Below are 23,246 nucleotides of genomic sequence, written 5' to 3'. Positions count from 1 at the left end.
CCTTTCCCGGAGAGAGGCTTCATTGCGAGTTGCATTTCTTGTGGGAGCCGCCATGGCGGCGATGAGGTCTATCGGGAAAGCCTCTCGCCGCCATGGCAGCTCCCACCTAACGGCGCTAGTTCATCGCGGTTGTGCGCTGTTCGACCGGCTTGGCCGGCGGCGCCTGCATGGCGACCTCCTTGGCCTGCACCGGCATGCCGGGCATGAAGACCTTCTGCACGCCGTCGACGATGACCTTGTCGCCGGCCTTCAGCCCGCCGTTGACGATGCGTAGCCCGTCGGCCATGCGGCCCAGTTGCACGTCGCGGCGCTGCGCCTTGCCTTCGGCATCGACCACGTAGACGTACTTGCGGTCCTGGTCTGTCAGCACGGCCTTGTCGTCCACCAGCATGGCCTTGAACTCACCGCTGCCCGGCAACTGCACGCGGGCGAACAGGCCCGGCACCAGGCTGTGGTCGTTGTTGTCCATCAGCGCACGCACGCGGATGGTGCCGGTTCCCGGGGACAACTGGTTATCGACGAAGTCGACCTGGCCCTGGTGCGGATAACCATCCTCGCCGACCAGGCCGACCTTGACCGGCAGGCCGCCATCGCGGCCGCTGGGACGCTCGCCGTCACGGGCCAGGGTCTGGTAGCGCAGGAAGGTGGCCTCGTCGGCATCGAAGTGCACGTGCATCTGGTCGGACACCACGGTGGTCAGCACGCTGGCCGACTCGCCGGTGCCCACCAGATTGCCGGCGGTCACCAGCGCGCGGCCGGCGCGACCAGAGATGGGCGCGCGCACCTTGGTCCAGTCCAGGTCCAGGCGCGCGGCGTCCACCGCGGCCTGAGCGGCCTGGACCTGGGCGCTGGCCTCGTTGGCGGCAGCCCGGCGCTGTTCGAACAACTCGGTGGACATGGCCTGCACATCGGTGAGCTTCTTGGCGCGGTCGGCCTCGCCCTGGGTCTGGCTGGCCGCACTGCGCGCGCGGGCCAGCTCGGCCTGGGCCTGCTCCAACGCCGCACGGTAGCTGCGGGCGTCGATGGTGAACAGCACATCGCCGGCGCGGACTTCCTCGCCCTCGTGATAGTTCACCGACTCGATGTAACCGGACACGCGCGGGCGCAGTTGTACGGTCTGCACAGCCTCGATGCGGCCACTGAACTCATCCCACTGCTTGATCGGCTTGACCAGTACGGGGGCGACGCTGACGGCCGGCGGAGGCGGTGCGGCGGTCTCGGCGGCGTTGCCGTTGCAGCCGGCGATCACCGCCACCGACAGGGCCAGCAGCGCGAAGGAAGACAAACGACGGGCGCGGAAGAAGGAGTCGGCGCGGAAAAGGTTCATGGCAAATGCTCGTGTGGGAGACAAGAAGGGAAAGACGGAGCGACGACCTCAACCCCGGTTGAGGTCGAGCGAAGAGACGGTGAGCGAACCAGGCAGTGCATCGAACAGGGTGCGTACCGGCGGCGGCACCCAGGCCGCATCGAAGGAGACGATGGCGCGTACCGGGCCGGACGTGGCCGGGCGCAGCAGTTCGACGGCCTTGCGGCCCACGCTGATTGCATCGGGCCAGCCAGCGCAGGCATGCACGCGGTTCTTGGGGGTGGACAGGGGGTGCTCGACAGCCAGCAATTGCACGCGCACGCCCAGCGGCATGGCTTCCTCGTGCAGCACCTTTGCCAGCATGCGCAGGCCGGCCGAGGCAATCGAGGCATGTCCGTGGCCGGCCCAGCCGCACTCGGTGGCCGGCCCGCCGATCATCACGTAATGCGTGGTGGCCGACTCATGCTGCAGCAGCGGGAGCAGGTGCCGGGCCGCGGCCAAGTGGGCGAGCACGTCACTGCCGAAGCGCTCGCCGAGCCGTGCACTGGACTGCTCCAGCAGGCGACCGCTGAAGGACGGTGCGAACAGGTGCGCGAACACCGCATGCAGCACCAGGCCACGCGCGCGCACTTCATTGGCCAGCTTGCGCGCACCGTCCTCGTCGATCGGGCTTGTGCTTGGCAGCAGGGTCAGTTGGGCCTCGTCACGATAGGACTCGGCCAACGCGTCCATGTACTCGCCGGGCTCACCGATCGCCAGAACCGGGCTGCCCGCCTCGATCAACGCACCGACCACGCCTGCCCCAGCGGCGCTGTGCGCCCCCAGGACCAGCGCGGTCGGGACCGGCGACTGCGGCATCATCCCACTCATGGGAGTTTTCCTCCCATCGACGGGATAATCCCGAAATCACCACCCATCCAGCGTGCACCTGCAGGCCGCACCTGCACCCCGCCGAGCTGAACCCGGCGCGATGGGGAAAACTCGCGCAGACCCTTGCCACTGCTGGCGATGCGCAGGAATGACGCCCGTGAAATGGCGCTTTCATTGCGAACTTTCGGGTTCAATAATTGGCGGGCGGCGGCGATAAACGACATGGCGTCGGTCTTGGCGGTGAGGACAGGGCGCCACTCTAGGCCTGCATGCCGGACTTGATTAGTCCGGATTTCGGGGAATAATCATCCCGCTCCCGGTCCAATCGCTCTCCCCTCAGGAGGAATCCATGTCCCACGACCTCAACGACACCCTGATCTTCGTCAAGGTGGTCGAACAAGGCAGCTTCGTTGGTGCAGCCAGCGCCCTGCGACTGCCCAAGACCACCGTCAGCCGCAAGGTCCAGGAACTGGAAACGCGCCTGGGCGCGCAGCTCCTGCACCGCACCACACGCAAGCTGGGACTCACCGAAGCCGGCAACGTCTATTACGAGCATTGCCAGCGTATCGCGCGCGAACTGGCCGAAGCCGAAAGCGCCGTTGGCCAGCTGCATGCCGGCCCGCGTGGCTGGCTGCGGGTGACCGCTCCCTACTCCATCGGTATCGACAAGATCGCCCCGCTACTGGGGGAGTTCCACGCCCGCCATCCGGAAGTGCGCGTGGAGATGCTGCTGTCCAATGAACCGATCGACCTGATCGGGGGCGAAGTCGACGTCGCCCTGCGCGTGGGCAGTCTGCCCGACTCCAACCTGGTCGCGCGCAAGCTGGGCGTGCTCAATACGCAGGTGTTTGCCGCCAAGAGCTACATCGCCCGCCACGGCGAACCCCTGCATCCGGACGACCTGCAGTACCACCGCACCTTCGCCATGCCCAAGCATCGCCACGGCAGCAGCTACAGCTGGTCGCTGGACGACGGCAACGGCCCGCGTGATTTCCTGGTCAACCCGATCCTGGTGGCCAACGATCCCGCAGCGCTCAAGGGGGCGCTGCTGTGTGGCGAAGGACTGGTGATCTCGGCCGACGTGATGGTCAAGCCGTTCGTGGAAGCCGGCCTGGTGCAGCGCGTGCTGGCCGGCTGGACCGGCGGCGAATACGTGCTCAACGCGGTGTTCCCGCGTGGCCACGTGCAGTCGCCCAAGGTGCGGGTGTTCGTCGACTTCCTGCTCGAGCGGCTCAATCTGGAGATCGACTACATGAGCGCGCATTGCCCGCTGATGCAGGCCAAGCAACAGGCCGATCAGAACAGCGACACCAGTGACGACGTCAAGCGCCTGCTCAAGGAAGTCGAGGCGGTGACCGCCTGATCCATCCAGCGCATCACGCTGAGGCGGAAAAGAAAAAGGCCGGCTTGAAAGCCGGCCTTTTTCATTGATGCTTGGTGGGCGGTGCAGGGATCGAACCTGCGACCCTTGCCGTGTGAAGGCAATGCTCTACCGCTGAGCTAACCGCCCGCGATGCAGACCCTCAGGCCCGATCGGGGCGCAAATAGTAATGGCCCTGTTCGATTCGGTCAAACCGTTTTTTGCAGCACCGCATCGCACGCCGAAACGCCCTGCCTCGACACCTCGCCGGAGGGAGGCGTGCTTTATCCGATGCAGCTCATCACCGCGTCGGGTGGCCCGCGACGCCGCCCAGTTCGGACGTGTTCTACCGCAGGCCGGCACCAGGTTAGCCTCCAGACCCACGCAAACAGCGCTTCGATCTGCCCATCGGGCATGCCGCGGACCTGCGGCGCTGTGTGCGTGCTGACGCAATCCCTCCTCGGCCTCCACGGATGGCGGACGTAGAGCGCCTAGCCGCGCCCGATCAGCAGTCGGACATCCTTTCAAGCATCCCCGCCAGGACACGGGGCTGTCTAGCGAGCGTGGGCGCGTCAATGGCTCCGCTCCTCTCGCATGGCTTGGCAAGGCGGTCCCGCACCTGCGTGGTGCCATCTCCCGTTCGGCCAAGCGTGGACTGGCGATATGACCCCTCCCACTCCCTCCCGGGCGCTTGGCGCAGGCCCAAGTCCCGGCGCCGGCAGGCATGACGCGCGTCCATCGCGCGTGTTGGCCGGCAGATGCAGGGCGGTCGCGCTTCCGACCCGATGCGCCAGATTTGACCGCTTCCGACTGTCTGAACCGCGGCCAGCAGGCGGCCGCGCGATCGGGAAGCGTCCCGACAAGAAATCGCGCCCCCTTGACCTAAACGTGACGCAGTTCGCGTTACAAGACGAACGCACAACACGTTTCATCATTTCCAACCAGGGGAGCACTCCGTGATCACCACCACCACTAAAGTCATTCTGACCTTGGCCGTCCTGCTGCTGGGTGGCGGCGGCATCGCATACGCGAGCGGGCACGGCGACCACGGCACCAAGCCGCCGTCTTACTCCTGCAAGGCGCGCTGAGCCCCAGTGAAGGGCCGCCGCTGCGGCGGCCATCACCGCCGACAAGGACCGCCAGGCAGAGGCGATTGAACTGCCGCGACCTCCTGGCGGGAGTGGGCGAACACCGCTCGCGCGAGGCCAGAAGCCGAAGCCCGGCAGAGGCAGGAGACAACGGCGCGCCAAGCGACCGCGTCCCGGCACCGGGCGCTCACCACCCTTGTCGCGAAAATCAGTCCGCACTCCCTACCCGACGAACGCCGACCCGCGACATCGTCGCGCCCACCTCGTCTTGGTGCCCGGAGCCGGAATCGAACCGGCAAGGGATTGCTCCCGGCGGATTTTAAGTCCGATGCGTCTACCAGTTTCGCCATCCGGGCAGGAAGGCAGCTGGGCAAGGCTAGCAGGAAGCCGACGCCGCGCCCATGCGTCACGCGCGCGAGTGGCCTGTCGCTCATACGAAAGCCTGCCTCGCCTACGAAAAAAGGCCCTGCATGCAGGGCCTTTTCCGCATCGACCGGCAGTGCCGGCCTTTGATCTTGGAGCGGGATAAGAGACTCGAACTCTCGACCTCAACCTTGGCAAGGTTGCGCTCTACCAACTGAGCTAATCCCGCGTTTTTCTCTACCGCCAGCGATGCCTGGGCTTCGCCTTGAATCTTGGAGGCCTGGGTCGGAATCGAACCGGCGTGCACGGATTTGCAGTCCGCTGCATAACCACTCTGCCACCAGGCCGGTGACCCGCGGTTGGCCTTTCGACCTTCCGATACGACAAAACCCCTGCGAGGGGGTTTCATCTGCGCTCCTGAAGCACGAGGTGCGACAGGAACGTTTTGAAACTTGGAGCGGGATAAGAGACTCGAACTCTCGACCTCAACCTTGGCAAGGTTGCGCTCTACCAACTGAGCTAATCCCGCGAGAGAGGCGAAATTGTAGTGTCTTTCTTGCGGCTGTCAACGGCTGCCTGCTCATCTTTTCGCAGGCTCGGCCATGCCGCGCGCAGGTACAGGTATCCCGAGTACAGGGTGAGCAGCGCAGCGACCGCCAGCAGCCAGTCGCCGATGTGGAAGATCGGCACCGCCAGCCACACGTTGTACAGCGAATGGCTGGCCGGACGCACCGAATACAGCAGGCAGCCCAGCGCGATCATCTGCACGGTGGTCTTGACCTTGCCGATCCAGGCCACCTTGACCGTGCCGCGCTGGCCGATCTCGGCCATCCACTCGCGCAGGGCCGACACGGCGATCTCGCGACCGACGATCACCGCCGCCCAGAACGCCATCCACGGGGTGGGATGCCCCTGCACGATCAGGAACAACGACACGGCCACCATCAGCTTGTCGGCGACCGGATCGAGGAAGGCCCCGAACGCCGAGTACTGGTGCCAGCGACGCGCGATCCAGCCATCCAGCCAGTCGGTCACCGCGGCGGTGGTAAAGATGATCACCGCGGCGATGCTCGCCCAGCGATACGGCAGGTAGAACACCACGACCAGCACCGGGATCAGCAGGATCCGCAGCAGTGTCAGCCAGGTGGGTACAGTCAACTTCATGTGCGATCTGGGCCAGGCGCGGAGGGAGTCGCCGGTTCGGGCAGCCCGTGCAGGTTAGCGTAGATGCGTTCGGCCAGGGCATGATTGACGCCGTCCACCCGTGCGATCTCTTCCACGCCGGCGCCCTTGAGCCCGGCCAGTCCGCCGAAATGCTTGAGCAGGCTGGCGCGTCGGCGCGGACCGATGCCGGCGATGTCTTCCAGCTTACTGGTGGTGCGCGCCTTCTGGCGTTTGCCACGGTGGCCGGTAATGGCAAAGCGATGCGCCTCGTCGCGGACCTGCTGCACCAACTGCAATGCTGGCGACGCCGCGCCAGGGTTTACCTCGCGGCCGTCGTCCAGGATCAGGGTCTCGTGACCTGCGCGCCGCTCAACACCCTTGGCCACGCCTACCAACGCGATGCCATCTACGCCCAGGTCGGCCAGTACCTCGCGTGCCTGGCGCAGCTGACCGGTGCCGCCATCGATGAGCAGCACGTCGGGGAGCACGGTGCCCTCCTCCATCGCGCGGCGGAAGCGGCGCTCGATGGCCTGGCGCATGGCCGCGTAGTCGTCCCCCGGTTCGATGCCGGTGATGTTGAAGCGGCGGTACTGCGAGCGCACCGCGCCCTTGTCGTCGAACACCACGCACGAAGCCACCGTGGCCTCGCCCATGGTGTGGCTGATGTCGAAGCACTCGATGCGCTGGGCCGGCTCGGACAGGCCAAGCAACTCGGCCAGCGCCTGGCTGCGCGCGGCCTGCGCATTGCGGCTGGTCATCTCCGTGGCCAGGGTGATCTCGGCATTGCGCCGGGCCAGGTCGAGATAGCCGGCACGCTCACCGCGCACGTTCCATTTGAGCTGCACCTTGCGCCCCGCCGCCGAGGACAGGGCCGCCTCGATGAGCTCGGCCTCGGGGATCTCCCGATCCAGCAGCAGTTCGCGTGGCGGCACCTGGTCGGCGTAGTACTGGGACACGAACGCGGCCAGGACCTCCTCGGCACTCTCTTCGCCGTTGGTGCGCGGATAGAAGGCACGCGTGCCCAGGTTGCGGCCGTCGCGGAAGGCCAGCAGCAGCACGCAGGCCGTACTGCCCTGCATCGCGCACGCCAGTGCATCCAGGTCGGCGGCGTGGCCATCCACGTACTGGCGCGACTGCATGCCGCGCAGGCGCTTGAGCAGGTCGCGCAGGCGCGCGGCCTCCTCGAACTCCAGCTTCTCGGCAGCCCGCTCCATTTCAGCGGTCAGCTCGTCGCTGAGCTCATCGCTGCGCCCGCCCAGGAACAGCGAGGCGCGATGCACCGACTGCTGGTAGTCCTGCACGCTCACCAGGTCCACGCAGGGCGCGGTGCAGCGACCGATCTGGTACTGCAGGCAGGGCCGCGAACGGTTGCGAAAGACGCTGTCCTCGCAATTGCGCAGCTTGAACAGCTTCTGCATCAGGTTGAGCGTGTCGCGGACCGCGCCGGCGCTGGCGTACGGACCGAAGTAGCGGCCCTGGATCGCACGCGGCCCGCGGTGCAGGGCGATGCGCGGGAAGTCCTCGCGCGTCAGCAGCACATACGGATAACTCTTGTCATCGCGCAAGGACACGTTGTAGCGCGGCGTCAGCGACTTGATCAGCTGGTTTTCCAGCAGCAGCGCCTCGGCCTCGGTGCGGGTGACCGTGACGTCCATGCGCGCGATCTGGGCGATCATCGCGATGGTGCGCGGGTTGCGTGGGGCGTTGTTGAAGTAGCTGCCCACGCGATTGCGCAGCGCCCGCGCCTTGCCGACGTACAGCAGGGTGTCGTCGGCCGCATACATGCGATACACGCCCGGCACGGTGCCAAGCCCGGCCGCGAAGGCCTTGCCGTCGAACGCGTCCTCGGGTTTGCGCCCTGCGCTCCGGCTCATTCTTCGATCGGGACCTGGCTCAACACGCCGCTGGCCACGTCCAGGCACAGCACCGCATGCGCATCGGTCTCGGCGATCCACAGCTTGCCGCCGAACGCCGCCACGCCCGCCGGACCGGCCAATGCGCGCTCCAGCGGCACCTTGTTCACCACGCCGCCGCCCAGACGCAGGCTGCGGATGCAGCCGTTGCCGGTGTCGGCGATCCACAGCAGCGGCGCATCGGGATCCAGCGCGATGGCTTCGGGCGCCTGCAGGCGGGCCTGGTGACGCTGACCATCGGCATCGCCAAACTCCCACGGCCCCTGCCCGACCAGGGTCTGGGTCAGGTCACCGCGCAACTGGATGCCGCGAATGGCCGAGCCCAGCGTGTCGCAGACGTAGAGCGCCTGCTGGACCAGCGCCAGGCCGGTGGGCTGGGAGAAGCTGGCCAGGATACCGGCGCCATCGCGCTGGCCCAGTTGCCCCGAGCCGGCGCGGCACTCCATCACGCCCACTCCGTCGGTCTGGTTCCAGGTCCACACGCGGTTGTCACCGGCCAGCGCGATATGCAGCTGGTTATTGCCCGCCACCAGGGCGGTCGGCGACGGCAGGCAGACATCGTGCACATTGGACAGCCGCCCCTCGGCGGGCGTGCCGGCACGTCCGTTGCCGAGCACGGTGTGCACCGTGCCGCTGCGCAGATCGATCCGGCGCAGCAGATGGTTGCCGGTATCGGCCACGTACAGCGCCTCGCGCAGCAGCGACATGCCGCTAGGTCTGCAGAAGCTGGCGATTTCGGCGCCACCATCCAGTGCATCGGCCGTGCCGTTGCCGAAGCGTCGCAGCACGCGCCCGGCATGGGTGCACTCCAGGATCTGGTGATGCCCGGTGTCGGCGACATAGAGCCGATCCCCGGTGACCGCCAGCCCGGTCGGGAACAGCAGCGGCAGGCGCGGCTCGGGATGGGTTTCGCGCGGGCGCGTGTCCTGCAAGGGCTCGTCCAAGTCCTCGCAAACCGCGGCCAGTGCACGTTCCAGGACGCCGGTGCCGGGCGTCCCGGCAATGCGCTGGACCATCATCCCCGCCGCATCGATCACCACCACCGTCGGCCAGGCCTCGATCCCGAAGCGCTGCCACGCGTGCCAGTCCGGATCGTGCGCGACCGGCAGGCTGACGCCATGGCGGCGCAGGCGCTTGAGCACCACCTCTGGCCGGCGATGCGCGTCGAACCGCGGCACGGCGATCACCCGGACCTGCAGGCGTGCGCCAAAACGGCGCTGGAGCGTGGCGAGGTTGGCCAGCCGCTGCATGCACCAGGTCGAGGCCGGATCGATGAAAGCCAGGGCCACCGCGCTGCCACGCAGCGACTGGATCGCCGTCGGGGCCGCGTTGAGCCATTTGAGGTCGTGGGGAAAGTCGGGTGCGTGGATCGGCGTCATGTGCTGCCAATTATGCCGGAGCCCTGTTTAGACAGACGTCGCGACCGCACCGCCCGTTCAGCCCGATCGACCGGTGAAGCCGGGCGCGATGCGATCAGGATCACATCGCAGGACGTGCTTTCCCTGTGTCATGCCGTCCCTGCGAGGTGGCGCTCGGCGCGCTCCAGGTCCTCGGGGGTATCCACGCCAGGCGGGAATGCGGCCGGGGTCAGCGCCACAGAAATCCGGAATCCCGCCTCCAGCGCGCGCAGTTGTTCCAGCGACTCGGTGTGCTCCAGCCGGCCAGGCGGCAGCGTGGTGAAGCGACGCAGGAACCCGGCGCGGTAGGCATAGATGCCGATATGGCGCAGGAACGGCGCGTCCGAGGCCGGCAGCACATCGCGGCTGTGGGCGAACCCATCGCGGTGCCAGGGCAACGGCGCACGACTGAAATACAGCGCATCGCCGTTGGCGGCCACGACCACCTTGACCGCATTGGGGTCGAAGACCTGCTCCGCCTCGGTGATCGGCGTGGCCAGCGTGGCCATGGGATGGCCGCTGGCCGACAGCGCGGACGCCACGGCGCGGATCCCGGCCACCGGCGCGAACGGCTCATCGCCCTGCAGGTTGACCACCAGGGTCTCGTCGGACCAGCCCGCGATGCGCGAGCATTCGGCCAGGCGATCGCTGCCCGAGGCGTGGTCGGCAGCGGTCATCGCCACCTGCACGCCACTGCCGTCGAGCGCGCGCGCCACGCGTTCGTCATCGGTGGCCACCCAGACCTCGCGCGCCCCGGCCTGGAGCGCGCGCTCGGCCACATGCAGCACCAATGGACGCCCGCCCAGCAGGCGCAGCGGTTTGCCCGGCAGGCGCGACGCGTCGTGCCGGGCAGGAATGGCGACGACGAAGGCTTCGTTCGGTTCAGTCATGCATGGGCTCCGGAGTCGGTTTTGGAGTAAGGCTTCGCCAAGGCCTGGCGGAGGCGACAGAGCGCTGCAGTGTACGGTCCGCCCGCGACCGCGCCGCGGGCCGTCGCGGCAATCAGGGCGTCGCTGCCCCGGGCCTGCCGGGCTTGCGCAGCGGTGCCAGCTTTGCATCCAGGGCCACCCAGAACGCCTCGGGCAGTTCGGCATCCACCGGCACACTGTAGGCCCAGTCACCGGCGATCCCCGCGCACTTGACCGCATCCTTCTCGGTCATCAGCAACGGCAATTCGCTACCGAACTGCAGGTCTTCGGCGGTGTAGGCGTGATGGTCGTCGAAGGCGTGCGGCACCACGCCGATCCCGTAGCCGCGCAGCATGTCGAAGAACCGCCCGGGGTTGCCGATGCCCGCAATCGCATGAACGCGATGACCGCCGAAGGCGCTGAGTTGCACCGGCTTGCCGCCAACCATCGGCAGGGCGCGCTCCGAGCGCAGGGTCATGCCCCACTCGCCAAAGCCCGCGCTACCGCCGTTGACCACCCGGAAGTCGCAGCGCCCGGCGCGCTCGGCCGGTTCGCGCAGCGGCCCGGCCGGCAGCAGGCGGCCGTTGCCATAGCGGCGGCGACCATCGATCACCTCAATCTCCAGATCGCGGCGCAGGCGGGTGTGCTGCAGCCCGTCGTCGCAGACCACGATGTCGCAGCCCGCCGCGGCCAACGCGCGCGCGGCGGCCACGCGGTCGCGGTCCACGCGCACCCGCACCCCCGTGCGCCGGGCGACAAGCACTGGCTCGTCCCCGCCATCCTCCGGCGTCGTCTCCAGTTCGACCCAGCGCGGCGTGCGCTCATCGCGACGCCCGTAGCCGCGACTGGCCACGCCGGGCGTCCAGCCAGCGCGGCGCAGGCGCTCGACCAGGGCAATGGTCAGCGGCGTCTTGCCGGTGCCGCCCACGGTCACGTTGCCGACCACGATCACCGGGACCGGGGCACGCCGACGGCGCAGCAGGCCCAGTCGGAACAGCGCGCCACGCAGCTTCAGGGCACCGGCATAGACCGGCTCCAGCGCGCCGGCCAGCGGCGGCACCGGCGCCCCGTCGAACCAGTGCCGCGGTGTCTTGGACGCCTTGCTCATTCCGCGTCGCGGAACTGGGCGCCGTGCAACTGCGCGTACAAACCGCCCTGCGCCAGCAGCTCGGCATGGGTGCCCTGCTCGACCAGGCGGCCCTGGTCCAGCACCAGCACCTGATCGGCGTGCTCAATGGTGGACAGGCGGTGGGCGATGACCAGCGTGGTGCGGTCGGGCATCAGCTGGGTCAGCGCGTCCTGCACCAGGCGCTCGGACTCGTTGTCCAGCGCCGCGGTGGCCTCGTCCAGGATCAGGATCGGCGCATCCTTGAGCATCGCGCGGGCAATCGCCAGGCGCTGGCGCTGGCCGCCGGAGAGCTTGCCGCCCTTGACCCCGATGGAGGTGTCCTTGCCATCGGCCAGTTGTTCGACGAACTCCATCGCATGCGCGTCGCGCAGGGCCTTGTCCAGCGCCTGCGGCGCGCACGCACTCATTTCGCCATACGCCACGTTGTCGGCCACCGAGCCGTCGAACAGCATCACCTGCTGCCCCACCATCGCGATCTGCCGGCGCAGGTCGGTCAGCCGGTATTCCTCCACCGGTGCACCGTCCACCAGGATCTGGCCGGACTCGGCATCGTAGAAGCGCGGGATCAGCTTGATCAGGCTGGATTTTCCGCTTCCCGAGCGCCCCACGATTGCGGTGACCGTGCCGCGGCGTGCGGTGAAGCTGACGTGCTCCAGCGCCGGTCGCCCCTGCCCGGGATAGCGCGCGGTGACGTCGCGGAATTCGATGGTGCCCTGCGCGCGCGTCAGCGCACGGGTTCCGGTATCGAGCTCATCCGGCGCATCGAGCACCGAGAACAGGCGCTCGGCCGAGGCCACGCCGCGCTGCAGGACGTTCTGCACGTTGGTCAGCTGTTTGAGCGCGGGGATGATGCCGGCCATGGACAGCAGCAGGGTGAAGAACGCGCCGGCGCTGAGCCGGCCGGCGGTGGATTCGTAGCTGGCGATCAGCAGCAGGCCAGCCAGGCCCACCGCGCCCATCATCTGCACGGTCGCCGTGGACAGCCCGCGCGTGGATTCCACCTTCATGGCCAGGCGCAGGTTGTTGTCGGCCAGTGCGTGATAGCGCTTGAGCTCCGAGTCGCGGGCACCGTAGACCTTGACCTCCTGCTGGTTGGAAAGCGTCTGGTCGGCCGACTGCAACAGTTGCGCACCGCTTTCCTGGATCCGATGGCTCACCCGACGGTAGCGCTTGGCCACCTTGTTCATCACGAAGGCCAGCGGCGGTGCCAGCAGCAGGATGGAAATGGTCACCTGCCAACTGGTCCACAGCATGGTGATCAGCAGGGCGATGGCCTGCAGCGCCTGCTGGATCATTGTCTTGAGCGCGTCCACGGCAGCCTGCGCGACCTGGTCCGAATCCGACCCCAGGCGCACCAGCATCGACGGCACCGGCTCTGAATCGAAGCGCGCGCCCGGCAGGCGCAGGTACTTGCCCAGCACCTTGACCCGCAGGTCACGCGCGATGCTGCGCGCGGCGCGCCCCATCGACATGTCGGTGATGTAGCCGGCGATGCCACGCACCAGGAACAGCCCCAGGATGGCCGCCGGCATGAACAACGCAGACCGCATGTCGCGGGCCACGAAGGTCCGGTTGGTGATCGGTTCCATCAGCTTGGCGAACGCACCGGTGCCCGCGGCCTCGACCAGCGCCGCGATGAAGGCGATCACCAGCAGCGCACTGTAGGGGCCAGCGAACGTCAGCAGCCGCCGATAGGTCTGCCACGCATTGCCCTGGTTGCTCCGACTCACTTGCCTGGCTCCGGCGCGGTGGCGATGGAAATGCGCTTGAAATCCAGCTGCGCCAGCGCGTCCAGCGCGGTCACCACCGCCTGGTGCGGGGTGCGGGCATCGGCGCGCAGCAGCACCGGCCGGCTGTGGTCGGTGCCGGCGGACTGGCCGATGGCCTGCTTGAGCGCATCGACATCGGTCCGCAGCACTTCCTCGTCCCCCACGAAATAGCGCCCGTCGGCGTTGATCAGGATGCTCAGCGCCTTGGCCGGCGTGTCCACCGGCTGTTGCGAGGCCGACGGCAACTGCAGCTGCAGGGTGGAGCGCGCGTCGAAGGTGGTGGTGATCACGAAGAAGATGATCAGCACCAGGATCACGTCGATCAGCGGGACCAGGTTGATCTCCGGCTCGTCGTGGGCGCGGTCGTCACGGATACGCATGCGGGGGTCAGTCCTGTCCGTGCGGGCTGGCGTTGCGGGTTTCCAGCGCGTCGGACAGGGCCATGGCCTGCTGTTCCATCTCGATCACGTAACCGGTGACCCGGCCGCGGAAATAACGGTGGAAGATCAACGCCGGGATGGCCACCAGCATGCCGGTGGCGGTGCAGACCAGGGCCTTGCCGATGCCGCCTGCGAGCTGGTTCACATCGCCCAGGCCGTGGTCCAGGATGCCCAGGAACATCTGAATCATGCCGATGACCGTGCCCAGCAGACCCAGCAGCGGCCCGGCCGCGGCAATCGTGCCCAGGGTGTTGAGGAACTTCTCCATGCGATGGACCAGGTGGCGCCCGGTGTCCTCCACCCGCTCGCGGATGACCTCACGCGGGCGATGGCGCACGTCCAGCGCGGCGGCCAGCAGCGCGCCCAGGGGCGAGGTCTGGCGCAGCGACTCGATGTGCGAGGCCTCCAGATTGCCCGACAGCGCCCAGCGGCGGACTTCCTCACCCAGACCCGGCGGCAGGATTTCCTTGCGACGCAGGCTCCAGAACCGCTCCACCACGATGGCCAGGGCCAGCACCGCCAGCAGCAAGAGCGGGATCATGGGCCAGCCGCCCGCCTTCACCAGTTCCAGCACAGTCAATCCTTCGGCTCGGGGGGCCGTGTGAGAGCAAGCAGATAGGATAGCGTAGCGACCGCGCCGCTCCTGTCGGGTCCCACAGACGCCGTTTCCAGCGCCGGCGCTCGCGCACGGCCAGCCCCTGCCGCCCCAGCCACACGGTCAGCGCACCGCCGTTTGCCGTGTCCAGGACCTCGGCGCCTGCATCGCGCCAACGCCTGACCACCGCGGCCTGCGGATGGCCGAAGCGGTTGTCGTAACCGGCCGAGACTAGCGCCAACCGCGCCCCGGAGGCGCGCACGAAGGCCGGATCGGACGACTCACCGCTGCCGTGATGCGCCACTACGACCACGTCCGCCTTCAGCGCGGCCGGCCGGGTCCGGACCAGGCGGCGCTCGATCACCTGACCGATGTCGCCAGTCAACAACGCGCTGCCGTAGGCGGTCTGGATGCGCAGCACGCAGCTGGCCTCGTTGCCCAGATAGGGGAAGCCGCGCGTGGGATGCAGGAAGCGGAATTCGACGCCATCCCAATGCCAGGCCCGCCCCGCGCGACAGCGGGTGCGCAGCGGCACCGGCGCGCCGGCCGGCGCCAACACGTCCAGCACCGGCATGTCCCGCAGCACGGCAGCCAGGCCGCCCGCGTGGTCGGCATCGCCATGGCTGACCACCACCCGGTCCAGGCGCGCGATGCCCTTGGCGTGCAAGGCCGGGATCACCACGCGCTCGCCAGCGTCGAACCCGTCCTCCACCGCCGGCCCGGTATCGAACAGCAACGCGTGGCTGCGTGTGCGGACCAGCACCGACAGGCCCTGCCCCACATCGAGCACCGTGAGCGTCGCCTCGCCCGTCGCCGGCCGACCCGTGTCCGGCCACAACAACGGCAACCACAGCAGCCCCGCCAACGCCTTGCCGGGCACGCCGCGCGGCAGCAGCATCCAGAAGGCGCCCAGCAGGGCCAGTGGCAGCGCGAACCACGGCGCCTCTGGCAGCCACCACAATGCGAAGCGACTGTGCGCCATCCACGCGAACTGGGTCCAGCTCGGTGCGAATGCCTGCCCGGCCAGCCACCATGCCCACTGCCCGGCGCCGGCATGCACCGCTTCCAGCGCGGTCCCGATGAGCGACAGTGGCACCACCACCAGGCTCCACCACGGGATGGCGACCAGATTAGCCAGCGGCCCGGCCAGCGAGGCCTGGCCGAACAGCGCCACGCTCAGCGGCAGCAGGCCAAGCGTGGCCACGCCCTGGGCCGAGAGGAACTGCCGCAGCAGCGGCGCGTCGTCGCGCGGCAGGCACCACAGCAGCCAGGCCACCCCCGCAAAGCTCAGCCAGAAGCCGGCCGCCAGCACCGAGAGCGGATCGACCAGCAGCACGGCAATGGCGGCCAGGGCCAGGGACTGCGCGCCACTGGCTGGTCGCCGCCCGCAGCGCGAGGCCGCCGCGACCGCAATCATCAGCACGGTGCGCGTGGTCGGCAGCGAAAAGCCGGACAGGGCGGCGTAGAGGACGGCGCACAGCAACGCGGCCACGGCCTGGGCGATCGGACGTGGCAGCACGCGCCCCAGTCCCGGCCACAGGCGCCAGCATCCCAGCGCCAGCAGCGCGCCGAATCCGGCCACCAGCCCGACATGGAAGCCGGAGATGGCGATCAGGTGGGTCAATCCCGCCGCGCGCAGCGTGCTCCAGTCGGCATCGTCCAGCCCGCCGGTGTCGCCCAGCGCCAGGGCGCGGATGAAGCGCCGCGCCGAGGGGGGCGCCTGGGCATCGATGCGTGCGGACATCCGCTCGCGCCATGCATCCAGGCCCGTGGCGGGCGCCAGCCGCCGGGCCAGCGCGACCTCACGCAGGTAGCCAGTGGCCGCGACACGATTGGCCAGGGCCGTGCGCTCGTTGTCGAAGCCGCCCGGGTTTGACAGCCCGCGCGGCGCGCGCAGACGCGCGACCAATCGCCAGCGCGCACCGGCATGCAGGCCGGTGCGCGGCCCGGGAGCGGTGGCGCCGAAGTCGTCGTACCAGGAGAGCATCACCCGTCTTCCACAGCCCGGATGTGGTGTGCCGGGACAGGCATCGGCCAGGAATTCGAAGCGGGTCCGTCTGGCCTCGACCGTGGGCAGCCCCACCACGCGCCCGCTGAGGATCAGATCGTGGCCCTCCTGCGCCTGCGCCAGGCGTCCCTGCCACGCATGGCCGGCCTGCAATCCCGCCAGACCGAATCCGAGCAGGGCCACCGCAAGGCAGCGCACCAGGCCGCGTCCACGCCACCAGCCGGCAGCCCCCAACCCCACGGCCCACCAGAGCCAGATCGCGCGGGGCAAGCCGGGCAGCAGCAGGCCGCCGCCGGCGCCGCCCAACAGGCAAACGGCCACTGCCACGCCCAACGGCGCGACCCGTCCACCCCACGCTCGTGGGCGCTCATGCCCAATCCCGCGATCAGCCTCCAGCGTCACGCCCATACGCGCAGCTCCGTCTTCCATGACGCCACTAGAATCACGGGGGCGCTGCCCTGGTGCCATCGGCCGGAGGCGACCTGGGAGGTGGGGGAAATCCGAATCCCGCGCGGACCGCGGCCTGTCGGCGGCCGCGCGTTACCATCGGCGCCCGCGCGGCGCCCTGATCGTCGCCACGTCGAGATCCCCAGCGCCATGCCCCTCCCCGTGTTCCGTGCCGGCAAGGCCGCCGTCGCCTTCATCCTGGTCACCGCGATGCTCGACATCGTGGCCATGGGCATCATCATCCCGGTGCTGCCGCACCTGATCGAACAGTTCAGCGGTTCCAGCGCGCGGGCCGGGCTGATCAACGGCGTGTTCGTCGCGCTGTGGGCGCTGATGCAGTTCCTGGTCTCGCCGGTGGTGGGGTCCTTGTCGGACCGCTACGGGCGCCGCCCGGTGATCCTGATGTCCACCGCCGGCCTGGCCGTGGACTACCTGCTGATGGCCGTGGCGCCCAACCTGTGGTGGCTGGCCGCCGGCCGGATCATCTCTGGCATCACCACCGCCAGCTTCACCACGGTCTACGCGTACATGGCCGACATCACCGCGCCCGAAAACCGGGCGCGTGGCTACGGCCTGATCGGTGCGGCCTTCAGCGCCGGCTTTGTCGCCGGGCCGCTGCTGGGTGGGGTGCTGGGCGAGTGGTCGCCGCGCGCGCCGTTCTGGGCGGCGGCGGCGATGAGCGCGCTGGCGTTCTGCTATGGACTGTTCGTACTGCCCGAATCCCTGCCGGCCGAGCGGCGCATGGCCTTTGCCTGGTCGCGCGCCAATCCGCTGGGCGCGCTACGCCTGTTGCGCTCGCACCGGGAACTGTCCGGGCTGGCGACGGTGAACTTCCTGCTGTACTTCGCCCACCACGTGTTCTCGGCGGTGTTCGTGCTGTACGCGGCGGCCCGCTACGGCTGGGGCCCGTGGCAGGTGGGCCTGCTGCTGGCGTTGGTGGGCGCGCTGGACATGGTGGTCCAAGGCACGCTGACCGCGCCCATGGTGCAGCGCTACGGCGACCGCCGCACGCTGGTGGTCGGGCTGGGCTTCGGCGTGGTGGGCATGGTCCTGATGGGCCTGGCCCCGACCGGGTGGCTGTTCGTGGCGGCGATCTTTCCCAACGCCCTATGGGGACTGGCCATGCCGACGCTGCAATCGCTGATGACCCAGCGCGTGTCCGAGTCCGAGCAGGGCCAGCTGCAGGGCGCCAACAACAGCGTGGCCAGCATTGCCGGCGTGATCTCACCGGTGTTCTTCGGTGCGGTGTATTCGGCTTCGGTCGGGCCGCAGGCGCGGATTCCCTTCATCGGCACCGCGCTGCTGATCGCCGCCGGGGTGCTGGGCGCGGCCGCGCTGTTGGCGCTGATGGCCGATCGCAGCGCGCGCCGTCAGGCCTAACCCAGCGACCAACGCCCCAGTTCCTGGTAGGCGTCGGGCACGCCGCCACGCAGTAACACGAACGCATCGAAGGCCAGACGCACCGGCGCACACGCCTCCACCGGCGCGCGGCGCCCGTCGTTGTGGGCCAGGGTCAGATGTGGGTGCAGCACCGGCGCCTTGACTCGTTGCAGGCGCTGGCGCAGGGCGGCCTCGCGCAGGCGGGCATCCAGCTGCGCGAGCGCCGGCGGGGTCTGCGAGGCTGCCAGCACCAGCGCGTTGCGGCCAAAGACCCCCACCTGGTCCAACGTCAGGACGAAGGGGTCGCACACCAGGGTTTCCAGCGCACGCTGCGCGCCCTGCACCAGCGAGGGGATCTGTTCGTCCAGCGGCTGGCCCAGGTACAGCAGGGTCACATGCCGCTTGGCCGCCGCGATCGGCCGCGACGGGCCGAAGCGGTCGGCGTGCAGACGCAGGGCCTCATCCAGCACCGCCTGGTCGCCCTCGGACGGGAGCAACGCGAAGAACAGGCTGGGGGGAGGCGCGGCAGGCCTGGCGAACAGATCGTCCTGCATGGTGTCGATATCCCGGGTTGTTGAGGGTCAGTGCTTGACGCCAGTCTGGCGCGGCGTCCCCCGGCGACAGGCATCGGAGCAGTACACCACCTGCTCCCAGTCGCGGGCCCACGTCTTGCGCTAGGTGAAGTCCCGCCCGCATACCGGGCAACGCTTGCGCGGCAGATCGGCCTTGGCGACGCCGCGCGGCACGGCCTAGACGCCCTCGGCGGACGGCGGGGTCCGCGGGCGGCGCGAGGGCGTCAGGCGGGGCATCGCATTGGCCTCAGACCGCCGCGGTGATGAGGATCTCGACCTTCCAGCTGGGATCGGCCAGTTGGGCCTGCACGGTGGCGCGGGCCGGGGTGTGGCCCGGCACGACCCAGGCTTCCCACTCGGCATTCATGCCGGCGAACTCGGTCAGATCGGCCATGAAGATCTCGGCGCGCAGCACCTTGGACTTGTCCGTGCCGGCCTGGGCCAGCAGTGCGTCGATGTGTCCCAGCACCTCGCGGGTCTGCGCGCCGATGTCGCCACCGGCCTCGGCGATCTGCCCGGCCAGATAGGCCACGCCGTTGTGGACGGTCATCTCGGACATGCGTGGGCCGGTATCGAAACGCTGGATCATGGGGCGACTCTGCTGAGGGAGGGGGGGGGGCGCCACGCTACCGGCGCGCCGGCCCGCTGCCAAGCACCCGCGCGCTAAAGACCGGCGGCTGGATGCTGCGTTCCAGCCGCGCACGGGCCGATGCACTGAATGGCAACACTCGCCGGGGCACCATCGCAACATCTTTTGACGCGAGCACACCCGTGAACCAGACCGACGACAACATCCTGTTCTCTCCCACCCGACTGGGCGACATCGACCTGGGCAACCGCGTGGTGATGGCCCCGCTGACCCGCGACCGCGCCATCGAAGGGCGCGTGCCCACCCCGCTGGCCATCGACTACTACCGTCAGCGCGCCAGCGCCGGGCTGATCATCGCCGAGGCCACCCAGATCAATCCGCTGGGCCAGGGCTACCTGGACACGCCCGGCATCTATAGCGAGGCCCAGGTCACCGGCTGGAAGGCCATCACCGAGGCGGTCCACGCCGCGGGCGGCAAGATCGTGCTGCAGCTCTGGCACGTGGGGCGCATCTCCCACGTCAGCCTGCTGCCCGAGGGCCAGGTGCCGGTGGCGCCCAGCGCCCTGCGTGCCAAGGCCCAGACCTTCACCGCCAACGGCATGGAGGATGTGTCCGAACCGCGGGCGCTGCGCCTGGACGAGATTCCCGGCCTGATTGCCGACTATCGCATCGCCGCACGCAACGCGATCGGGGCCGGCTTCGACGGCGTAGAGGTGCATGCCGCCAACGGCTACCTGATCGACCAGTTCATGCGCGATGGCAGCAACCAGCGCACCGACGAATACGGCGGCAACATCGAGGCCCGTACGCGCCTGCTGGCCGAGGTCGTGCAGGCGGTGGCTGGCGAGATCGGTGCGGGACGCACGGGCGTGCGGCTCTCGCCCGTGACCCCGGTCAACGACGCGCACGATTCCAACCCGCAGCCCCTGTTCGAGCGCGCGGTCGAGCGCCTGGAGGCCATCGGGGGGCTGGCGTTCGTGCACGTGATCGAAGGGGCCACCGGCGGCCCGCGCGACAACATCGCCTTCGACTACGCCGCGCTGAAGGCGAAATTCAGTGGCCCGTGGATCGTCAACAACGGCTACGACAAAGCCATGGCCGTGGCCGCGCTGGAAGCCGGCAAGGCCGATGCGGTGGCGTTCGGACGCCCGTTCATCGCCAACCCGGACCTGGTTGAGCGCCTGCGCCGCGACGCGCCACTGGCCGATTTCAACCAGCAGACCCTGTATGGCGGTGGTGCCGAGGGCTACATCGACTACCCCGCTTTGCCCGAAACGGCCAACGCCTGAGCCCCTGTGGTCACCGGCGAATCGGGCCATGCCTGGCCATGGCCCGATTCAGGCGCGGTGAAGCCGGCGTGGAACACGACGTGCTACACTCGCGCAGGTTCCACGCTGCTTCGCGCGCGTTTCGTCCGGCCACCTTCGGCGCCCGTCTCTCGCTCTCTTTCCTCCGGTTCGTTGGCGTGCACGCCAGCGGCGACCCTCGGGAGCGCCCGTGTCGGGCTATCAGACCCTCATTTCCCACTATGACTTCGGCGACCAGCATCTCCGTATCCGCGCCTTGAGCGATCTGCAGCAATTCGCAGATCCCGATGCGCTGGCCGAGACCGCCGGGATCTCTTCGGCGCAGTGGAGCCTGTTCGGCCACGTCTGGCCGGCGGGCGAACTGCTGGCCCAGGCGATGGCCAGCTACGCTGTCGCCGGCAAGCGCGTACTGGAACTGGGTTGCGGCCTTGGCCTTGCCAGCCTGGTGCTGCGCGCACGTGGCGCCGACGTGGTCGCCAGCGATCACCACCCGCTGGCCGAAGTGTTCCTGGCCTACAACGCCGCCCTCAACGGCCTGGACGCGGTCGCCTACCGGCGCCTGGACTGGCTGACCGGCAGCCAGAGCATGGGACGCTTCGACCTGATCATCGGCGGCGATGTGCTCTACGAGCGCGGGCCCGCGCTGGCCCTGGCCGCGCTGCTGCCCACCCTGGCGCGGCCGGCCTGCGAGATCATCATCAGCGACCCCGGTCGTGGCCATGCCGGGGTCTTCACCCGCGAACTGGCCAGTCACGGCTTCCAGCTGGCCACGCCGCGCCTGCCCTCGGGCAAGGGTGGCGCCCGACTGGCACAGCTGCTGGTCTACGCGCGTGGCCTGGTGGGCACCGCATGAGCTGCAGTAAGACGCAGGGCGGCAGCGACGTGGACCCCAGCGTGCAGTGCGGGGGCTGTGATGCGATCTGTTGCCGGCTGACCGTGGTCCTGGACCCGGACGACCGGGTGCCCTCCCACCTGACCGACTACACCCACGACGGACTGCACGTCATGGCCCGCGACGAAGAGGGCTGGTGCGTGGCGGTCGACCCCGAGATGGGGTGCTCCATCTATGCGTCGCGGCCCGATGTCTGCCGCCGCTTCGTGATGGGCGCCCCCTATTGTCGCGATGTGCGGCAGGTCCACCATGACCAGCTGCGTCGCGGCATCCCTTTGACGATGTACTGAATCAGGAGATCCAAAAATGGCCCGTACCAGCTCGAAGATGACCATGGCCAAGAACAAGTCCGGCGAAAAGGGCGGCGCGCTCACCCACGAGCGGCTGCAGGCCGACCTGGAAGCGTTCCGCAAGGCCGGTGGCCGGGTGGAAGTGCTCGGCAACACCCGCGTGTTGAAGAAGGTCGACGGACAGGAAGGCACCAACTGACCGCCGTCGTTTCGACCCCATGACAACAAGGGCCGCTTTCGCGGCCTTTGTCTTTTTTGCCACTCGCCCACGTGGATGCGCGCCTGGGCCACGCCAAGACCAATGCACATTTAGCGCCGGGCCAAACGCGGCATAGGACGCGAGGCCGGACTGCCCTGGCGGCGCTTGCCGAATATCCGCGCCACGGCTTAGGCGTGCTAACGGAAGCCTAGGGGAAAGCCTCAGCCCAGCGCGGGCATGTTTTCCGAGGTGATGATGTGGAAGCGGGTCTGCGCCACCGCTGGCGCCGGACCGTCATGGTTGGCGTGGAGCAGGTGCTGCATGCCATGCAGGGCCTGCGTCTCCGGGTCCTGGTCGATCAGGATGTGGATGCGGCCGGCGTTGAGCAGCGCATCGTGCTGCGGCGTGGACTCATGGGTGATCCAGATGGGCCGCTCGCCCGGACGCAGGCGCCCCATGGCCCGATCGGCCCCCAAGGTGCCCTGGCCATTGCCATACAGGCCTACCAGCGGTGTTTCGCCCCGCAGGGCGCCGCGCACGGTCGCCTCGGCCAGCGCGTCGTCGTCGCGCATGTCGATCGGTCCGATCAGCTCCAACCCGGGGAAGTCCCGGTCCATGACCTGCATGAAACCCTCGGAACGCTCGCGGTAGGGCTGGAAATTGGCTGATCCAGTGAGCATCAACACCCGCCCCTGACGGCGCAGGAAACGCCCCATCAGCAACGCCGCGGTCGCGCCGGCCGCGCGATTGTCCACGCCCACGTAGGGGACGGCCTGGGCCAGGTCCGGCAGGTTATTGACCATCAACACCGCCGGCATGCCGTTGGACACCGCCGTTTCCAGCGCGCCACGCACCTCGGGGGTATCGCCGGCCACCATGATCAACCCATGCCGGCGATGGCGCGGACGGGTGATGAAGCGCACCAGCGCGCTCTGGTCCTCGGAAGCCCACACACTGCGGTGCAGGACGATGTCCTTGCCCAGCATGCTGGCCACGCGCTGCAAGGCCAGCTCCATACGACGCGAGAACTCGTTCTCGGCCTTGGTGCGGATGATGTCGAAATGCATCGAGCCGCGCACCGCGCTGGGCAACACCCGCCCGGTCCCCAGCTTGCGCGCGGCTTCGAGCACCTTCTTGCGGCGCGCTTCGGACACGCCGCCACGGTCGTTGAGCACGCGGTCCACGGTACTGGGACTGACGCCGGCCAGTTCGGCGATCTGTTGGAAATTAGGCTTGTTGCGCGACATCGCCTCGGCCTCA

The 23,246-nt window shown here is 68.7% G+C and carries 22 protein-coding genes, 5 tRNA genes and 1 pseudogene; 7 read left to right on the top strand and 21 right to left on the bottom strand.

Annotated elements, in window-relative coordinates; all coding sequences use genetic code 11:
- Window positions 1-115 precede the first annotated feature (115 nt).
- From PJ250_RS15160 to PJ250_RS15150, 3 genes are read right to left on the bottom strand one after another with little or no spacing between them, the layout of a single operon-like run.
- Window positions 116-1,327: an efflux RND transporter periplasmic adaptor subunit gene (locus PJ250_RS15160; RefSeq protein WP_271645393.1), complete on the bottom strand. Its 1,212-nt coding sequence runs from the start codon at window positions 1,325-1,327 to the stop codon at window positions 116-118.
- 48 nt (window positions 1,328-1,375) lie between these two features.
- A complete protein-coding gene (locus PJ250_RS15155) occupies window positions 1,376-2,176 on the bottom strand; it encodes an SDR family oxidoreductase (protein ID WP_271645392.1) in 801 nt (266 codons plus the stop codon).
- Complete coding sequence (locus tag PJ250_RS15150) at window positions 2,173-2,400, bottom strand: hypothetical protein (RefSeq protein WP_271645391.1); 228 nt, start codon at window positions 2,398-2,400, stop codon at window positions 2,173-2,175. The genes PJ250_RS15155 and PJ250_RS15150 overlap by 4 nt, the downstream gene beginning before the upstream one ends.
- Before the next feature lie 125 nt (window positions 2,401-2,525).
- Here PJ250_RS15150 and PJ250_RS15145 point away from each other — a divergent pair, with 125 nt between their 5' ends.
- Window positions 2,526-3,539 (top strand): LysR family transcriptional regulator, encoded by a 1,014-nt coding sequence (locus PJ250_RS15145; RefSeq protein WP_271645390.1) that lies wholly within the window; start codon window positions 2,526-2,528, stop codon window positions 3,537-3,539.
- Between the two features lie 72 nt (window positions 3,540-3,611).
- Here the strand turns inward: PJ250_RS15145 and PJ250_RS15140 are convergent.
- Window positions 3,612-3,686 (bottom strand) — tRNA-Val (locus tag PJ250_RS15140).
- A gap of 806 nt (window positions 3,687-4,492) precedes the next feature.
- Here PJ250_RS15140 and PJ250_RS15135 point away from each other — a divergent pair.
- Window positions 4,493-4,624, top strand: coding sequence for a hypothetical protein (locus tag PJ250_RS15135; protein ID WP_271645389.1), 132 nt, complete (start codon window positions 4,493-4,495; stop codon window positions 4,622-4,624).
- A 269-nt stretch (window positions 4,625-4,893) separates the two neighbouring features.
- Here the strand turns inward: PJ250_RS15135 and PJ250_RS15130 are convergent.
- The 13 genes from PJ250_RS15130 to PJ250_RS15070 all read right to left on the bottom strand — a co-directional run bounded on the left by PJ250_RS15130 (window position 4,894) and on the right by PJ250_RS15070 (window position 16,637).
- Window positions 4,894-4,980, bottom strand: a tRNA-Leu gene (locus PJ250_RS15130).
- Between the two features lie 160 nt (window positions 4,981-5,140).
- Window positions 5,141-5,216 (bottom strand) — tRNA-Gly (locus tag PJ250_RS15125).
- A gap of 44 nt (window positions 5,217-5,260) precedes the next feature.
- Window positions 5,261-5,334, bottom strand: a tRNA-Cys gene (locus PJ250_RS15120).
- Between the two features lie 106 nt (window positions 5,335-5,440).
- Window positions 5,441-5,516, bottom strand: a tRNA-Gly gene (locus PJ250_RS15115).
- Window positions 5,507-6,151, bottom strand: a complete 645-nt coding sequence (gene pgsA, locus PJ250_RS15110; RefSeq protein ID WP_271645388.1) for a CDP-diacylglycerol--glycerol-3-phosphate 3-phosphatidyltransferase — start codon at window positions 6,149-6,151, stop codon at window positions 5,507-5,509. The genes PJ250_RS15115 and pgsA overlap by 10 nt, the downstream gene beginning before the upstream one ends.
- Window positions 6,148-8,025: an excinuclease ABC subunit UvrC gene (uvrC, locus tag PJ250_RS15105; RefSeq protein ID WP_271645387.1), complete on the bottom strand. Its 1,878-nt coding sequence runs from the start codon at window positions 8,023-8,025 to the stop codon at window positions 6,148-6,150. Before uvrC ends, pgsA begins: the two co-directional genes overlap by 4 nt.
- Window positions 8,022-9,443 (bottom strand): redoxin domain-containing protein, encoded by a 1,422-nt coding sequence (locus PJ250_RS15100; RefSeq protein WP_271645386.1) that lies wholly within the window; start codon window positions 9,441-9,443, stop codon window positions 8,022-8,024. Before PJ250_RS15100 ends, uvrC begins: the two co-directional genes overlap by 4 nt.
- A gap of 128 nt (window positions 9,444-9,571) precedes the next feature.
- Window positions 9,572-10,351 (bottom strand): 3-deoxy-manno-octulosonate cytidylyltransferase, encoded by a 780-nt coding sequence (kdsB, locus tag PJ250_RS15095; RefSeq protein WP_271645385.1) that lies wholly within the window; start codon window positions 10,349-10,351, stop codon window positions 9,572-9,574.
- 112 nt (window positions 10,352-10,463) lie between these two features.
- A complete protein-coding gene (lpxK, locus tag PJ250_RS15090; RefSeq protein WP_271645384.1) occupies window positions 10,464-11,477 on the bottom strand; it encodes a tetraacyldisaccharide 4'-kinase in 1,014 nt (337 codons plus the stop codon).
- Window positions 11,474-13,228: a lipid A export permease/ATP-binding protein MsbA gene (gene msbA / locus PJ250_RS15085; RefSeq protein ID WP_271645383.1), complete on the bottom strand. Its 1,755-nt coding sequence runs from the start codon at window positions 13,226-13,228 to the stop codon at window positions 11,474-11,476. The genes lpxK and msbA overlap by 4 nt, the downstream gene beginning before the upstream one ends.
- Window positions 13,225-13,647 carry an ExbD/TolR family protein gene (locus tag PJ250_RS15080; protein ID WP_271645382.1) on the bottom strand — a complete coding sequence of 141 codons (423 nt, stop codon included), beginning with the start codon at window positions 13,645-13,647 and terminating at the stop codon, window positions 13,225-13,227. The genes msbA and PJ250_RS15080 overlap by 4 nt, the downstream gene beginning before the upstream one ends.
- 7 nt (window positions 13,648-13,654) lie before the next feature.
- The gene (locus PJ250_RS15075) at window positions 13,655-14,248 is read right to left on the bottom strand and encodes a MotA/TolQ/ExbB proton channel family protein (RefSeq protein WP_333909484.1); all 594 of its coding nucleotides are present in this window, start codon (window positions 14,246-14,248) and stop codon (window positions 13,655-13,657) included.
- Entirely contained in the window at window positions 14,148-16,637 is a 2,490-nt protein-coding gene (locus PJ250_RS15070) for a DNA internalization-related competence protein ComEC/Rec2 (protein ID WP_271645381.1), read from the bottom strand. Before PJ250_RS15070 ends, PJ250_RS15075 begins: the two co-directional genes overlap by 101 nt.
- 270 nt (window positions 16,638-16,907) lie before the next feature.
- Between PJ250_RS15070 and PJ250_RS15065 the strand changes: the two genes are divergently transcribed.
- Window positions 16,908-18,137: a TCR/Tet family MFS transporter gene (locus tag PJ250_RS15065; protein WP_271645380.1), complete on the top strand. Its 1,230-nt coding sequence runs from the start codon at window positions 16,908-16,910 to the stop codon at window positions 18,135-18,137.
- Here PJ250_RS15065 and PJ250_RS15060 read toward each other — a convergent pair.
- The 3 genes and pseudogenes from PJ250_RS15060 to PJ250_RS15050 form a co-directional block, all read right to left on the bottom strand.
- A complete protein-coding gene (locus tag PJ250_RS15060) occupies window positions 18,134-18,691 on the bottom strand; it encodes a 2'-5' RNA ligase family protein (protein ID WP_271645379.1) in 558 nt (185 codons plus the stop codon). The genes PJ250_RS15065 and PJ250_RS15060 overlap by 4 nt on opposite strands.
- A 27-nt stretch (window positions 18,692-18,718) precedes the next feature.
- Window positions 18,719-18,883: pseudogene (locus PJ250_RS20635) on the bottom strand (DUF2256 domain-containing protein).
- A 73-nt stretch (window positions 18,884-18,956) separates the two neighbouring features.
- Window positions 18,957-19,298: a RidA family protein gene (locus PJ250_RS15050; RefSeq protein WP_271645378.1), complete on the bottom strand. Its 342-nt coding sequence runs from the start codon at window positions 19,296-19,298 to the stop codon at window positions 18,957-18,959.
- Between the two features lie 182 nt (window positions 19,299-19,480).
- On the opposite strand from PJ250_RS15050, the gene PJ250_RS15045 reads away from it, so the two are divergent.
- The 4 genes from PJ250_RS15045 to PJ250_RS15030 all read left to right on the top strand — a co-directional run bounded on the left by PJ250_RS15045 (window position 19,481) and on the right by PJ250_RS15030 (window position 21,986).
- A complete protein-coding gene (locus PJ250_RS15045) occupies window positions 19,481-20,587 on the top strand; it encodes an alkene reductase (protein WP_271645377.1) in 1,107 nt (368 codons plus the stop codon).
- A 208-nt stretch (window positions 20,588-20,795) separates the two neighbouring features.
- Entirely contained in the window at window positions 20,796-21,458 is a 663-nt protein-coding gene (locus PJ250_RS15040) for a class I SAM-dependent methyltransferase (RefSeq protein WP_271645376.1), read from the top strand.
- A complete protein-coding gene (locus tag PJ250_RS15035) occupies window positions 21,455-21,787 on the top strand; it encodes a YkgJ family cysteine cluster protein (RefSeq protein WP_271645375.1) in 333 nt (110 codons plus the stop codon). Before PJ250_RS15040 ends, PJ250_RS15035 begins: the two co-directional genes overlap by 4 nt.
- A 16-nt stretch (window positions 21,788-21,803) precedes the next feature.
- Window positions 21,804-21,986 carry a hypothetical protein gene (locus PJ250_RS15030; RefSeq protein ID WP_271648729.1) on the top strand — a complete coding sequence of 61 codons (183 nt, stop codon included), beginning with the start codon at window positions 21,804-21,806 and terminating at the stop codon, window positions 21,984-21,986.
- 221 nt (window positions 21,987-22,207) lie between these two features.
- Here PJ250_RS15030 and PJ250_RS15025 read toward each other — a convergent pair whose 3' ends face one another.
- Window positions 22,208-23,233, bottom strand: coding sequence for a LacI family DNA-binding transcriptional regulator (locus PJ250_RS15025; protein WP_271645374.1), 1,026 nt, complete (start codon window positions 23,231-23,233; stop codon window positions 22,208-22,210).
- Window positions 23,234-23,246 lie beyond the last annotated feature (13 nt).

Origin of the sequence: Pseudoxanthomonas sp. JBR18, assembly GCF_028198165.1 — a bacterium.
In the GTDB taxonomy this organism is placed as follows: Bacteria; Pseudomonadota; Gammaproteobacteria; order Xanthomonadales; family Xanthomonadaceae; genus Pseudoxanthomonas_A.
The sequence above is the reverse complement of the archived record's forward strand: the minus strand, read 5'-3'. Positions and strand labels throughout refer to the sequence as shown.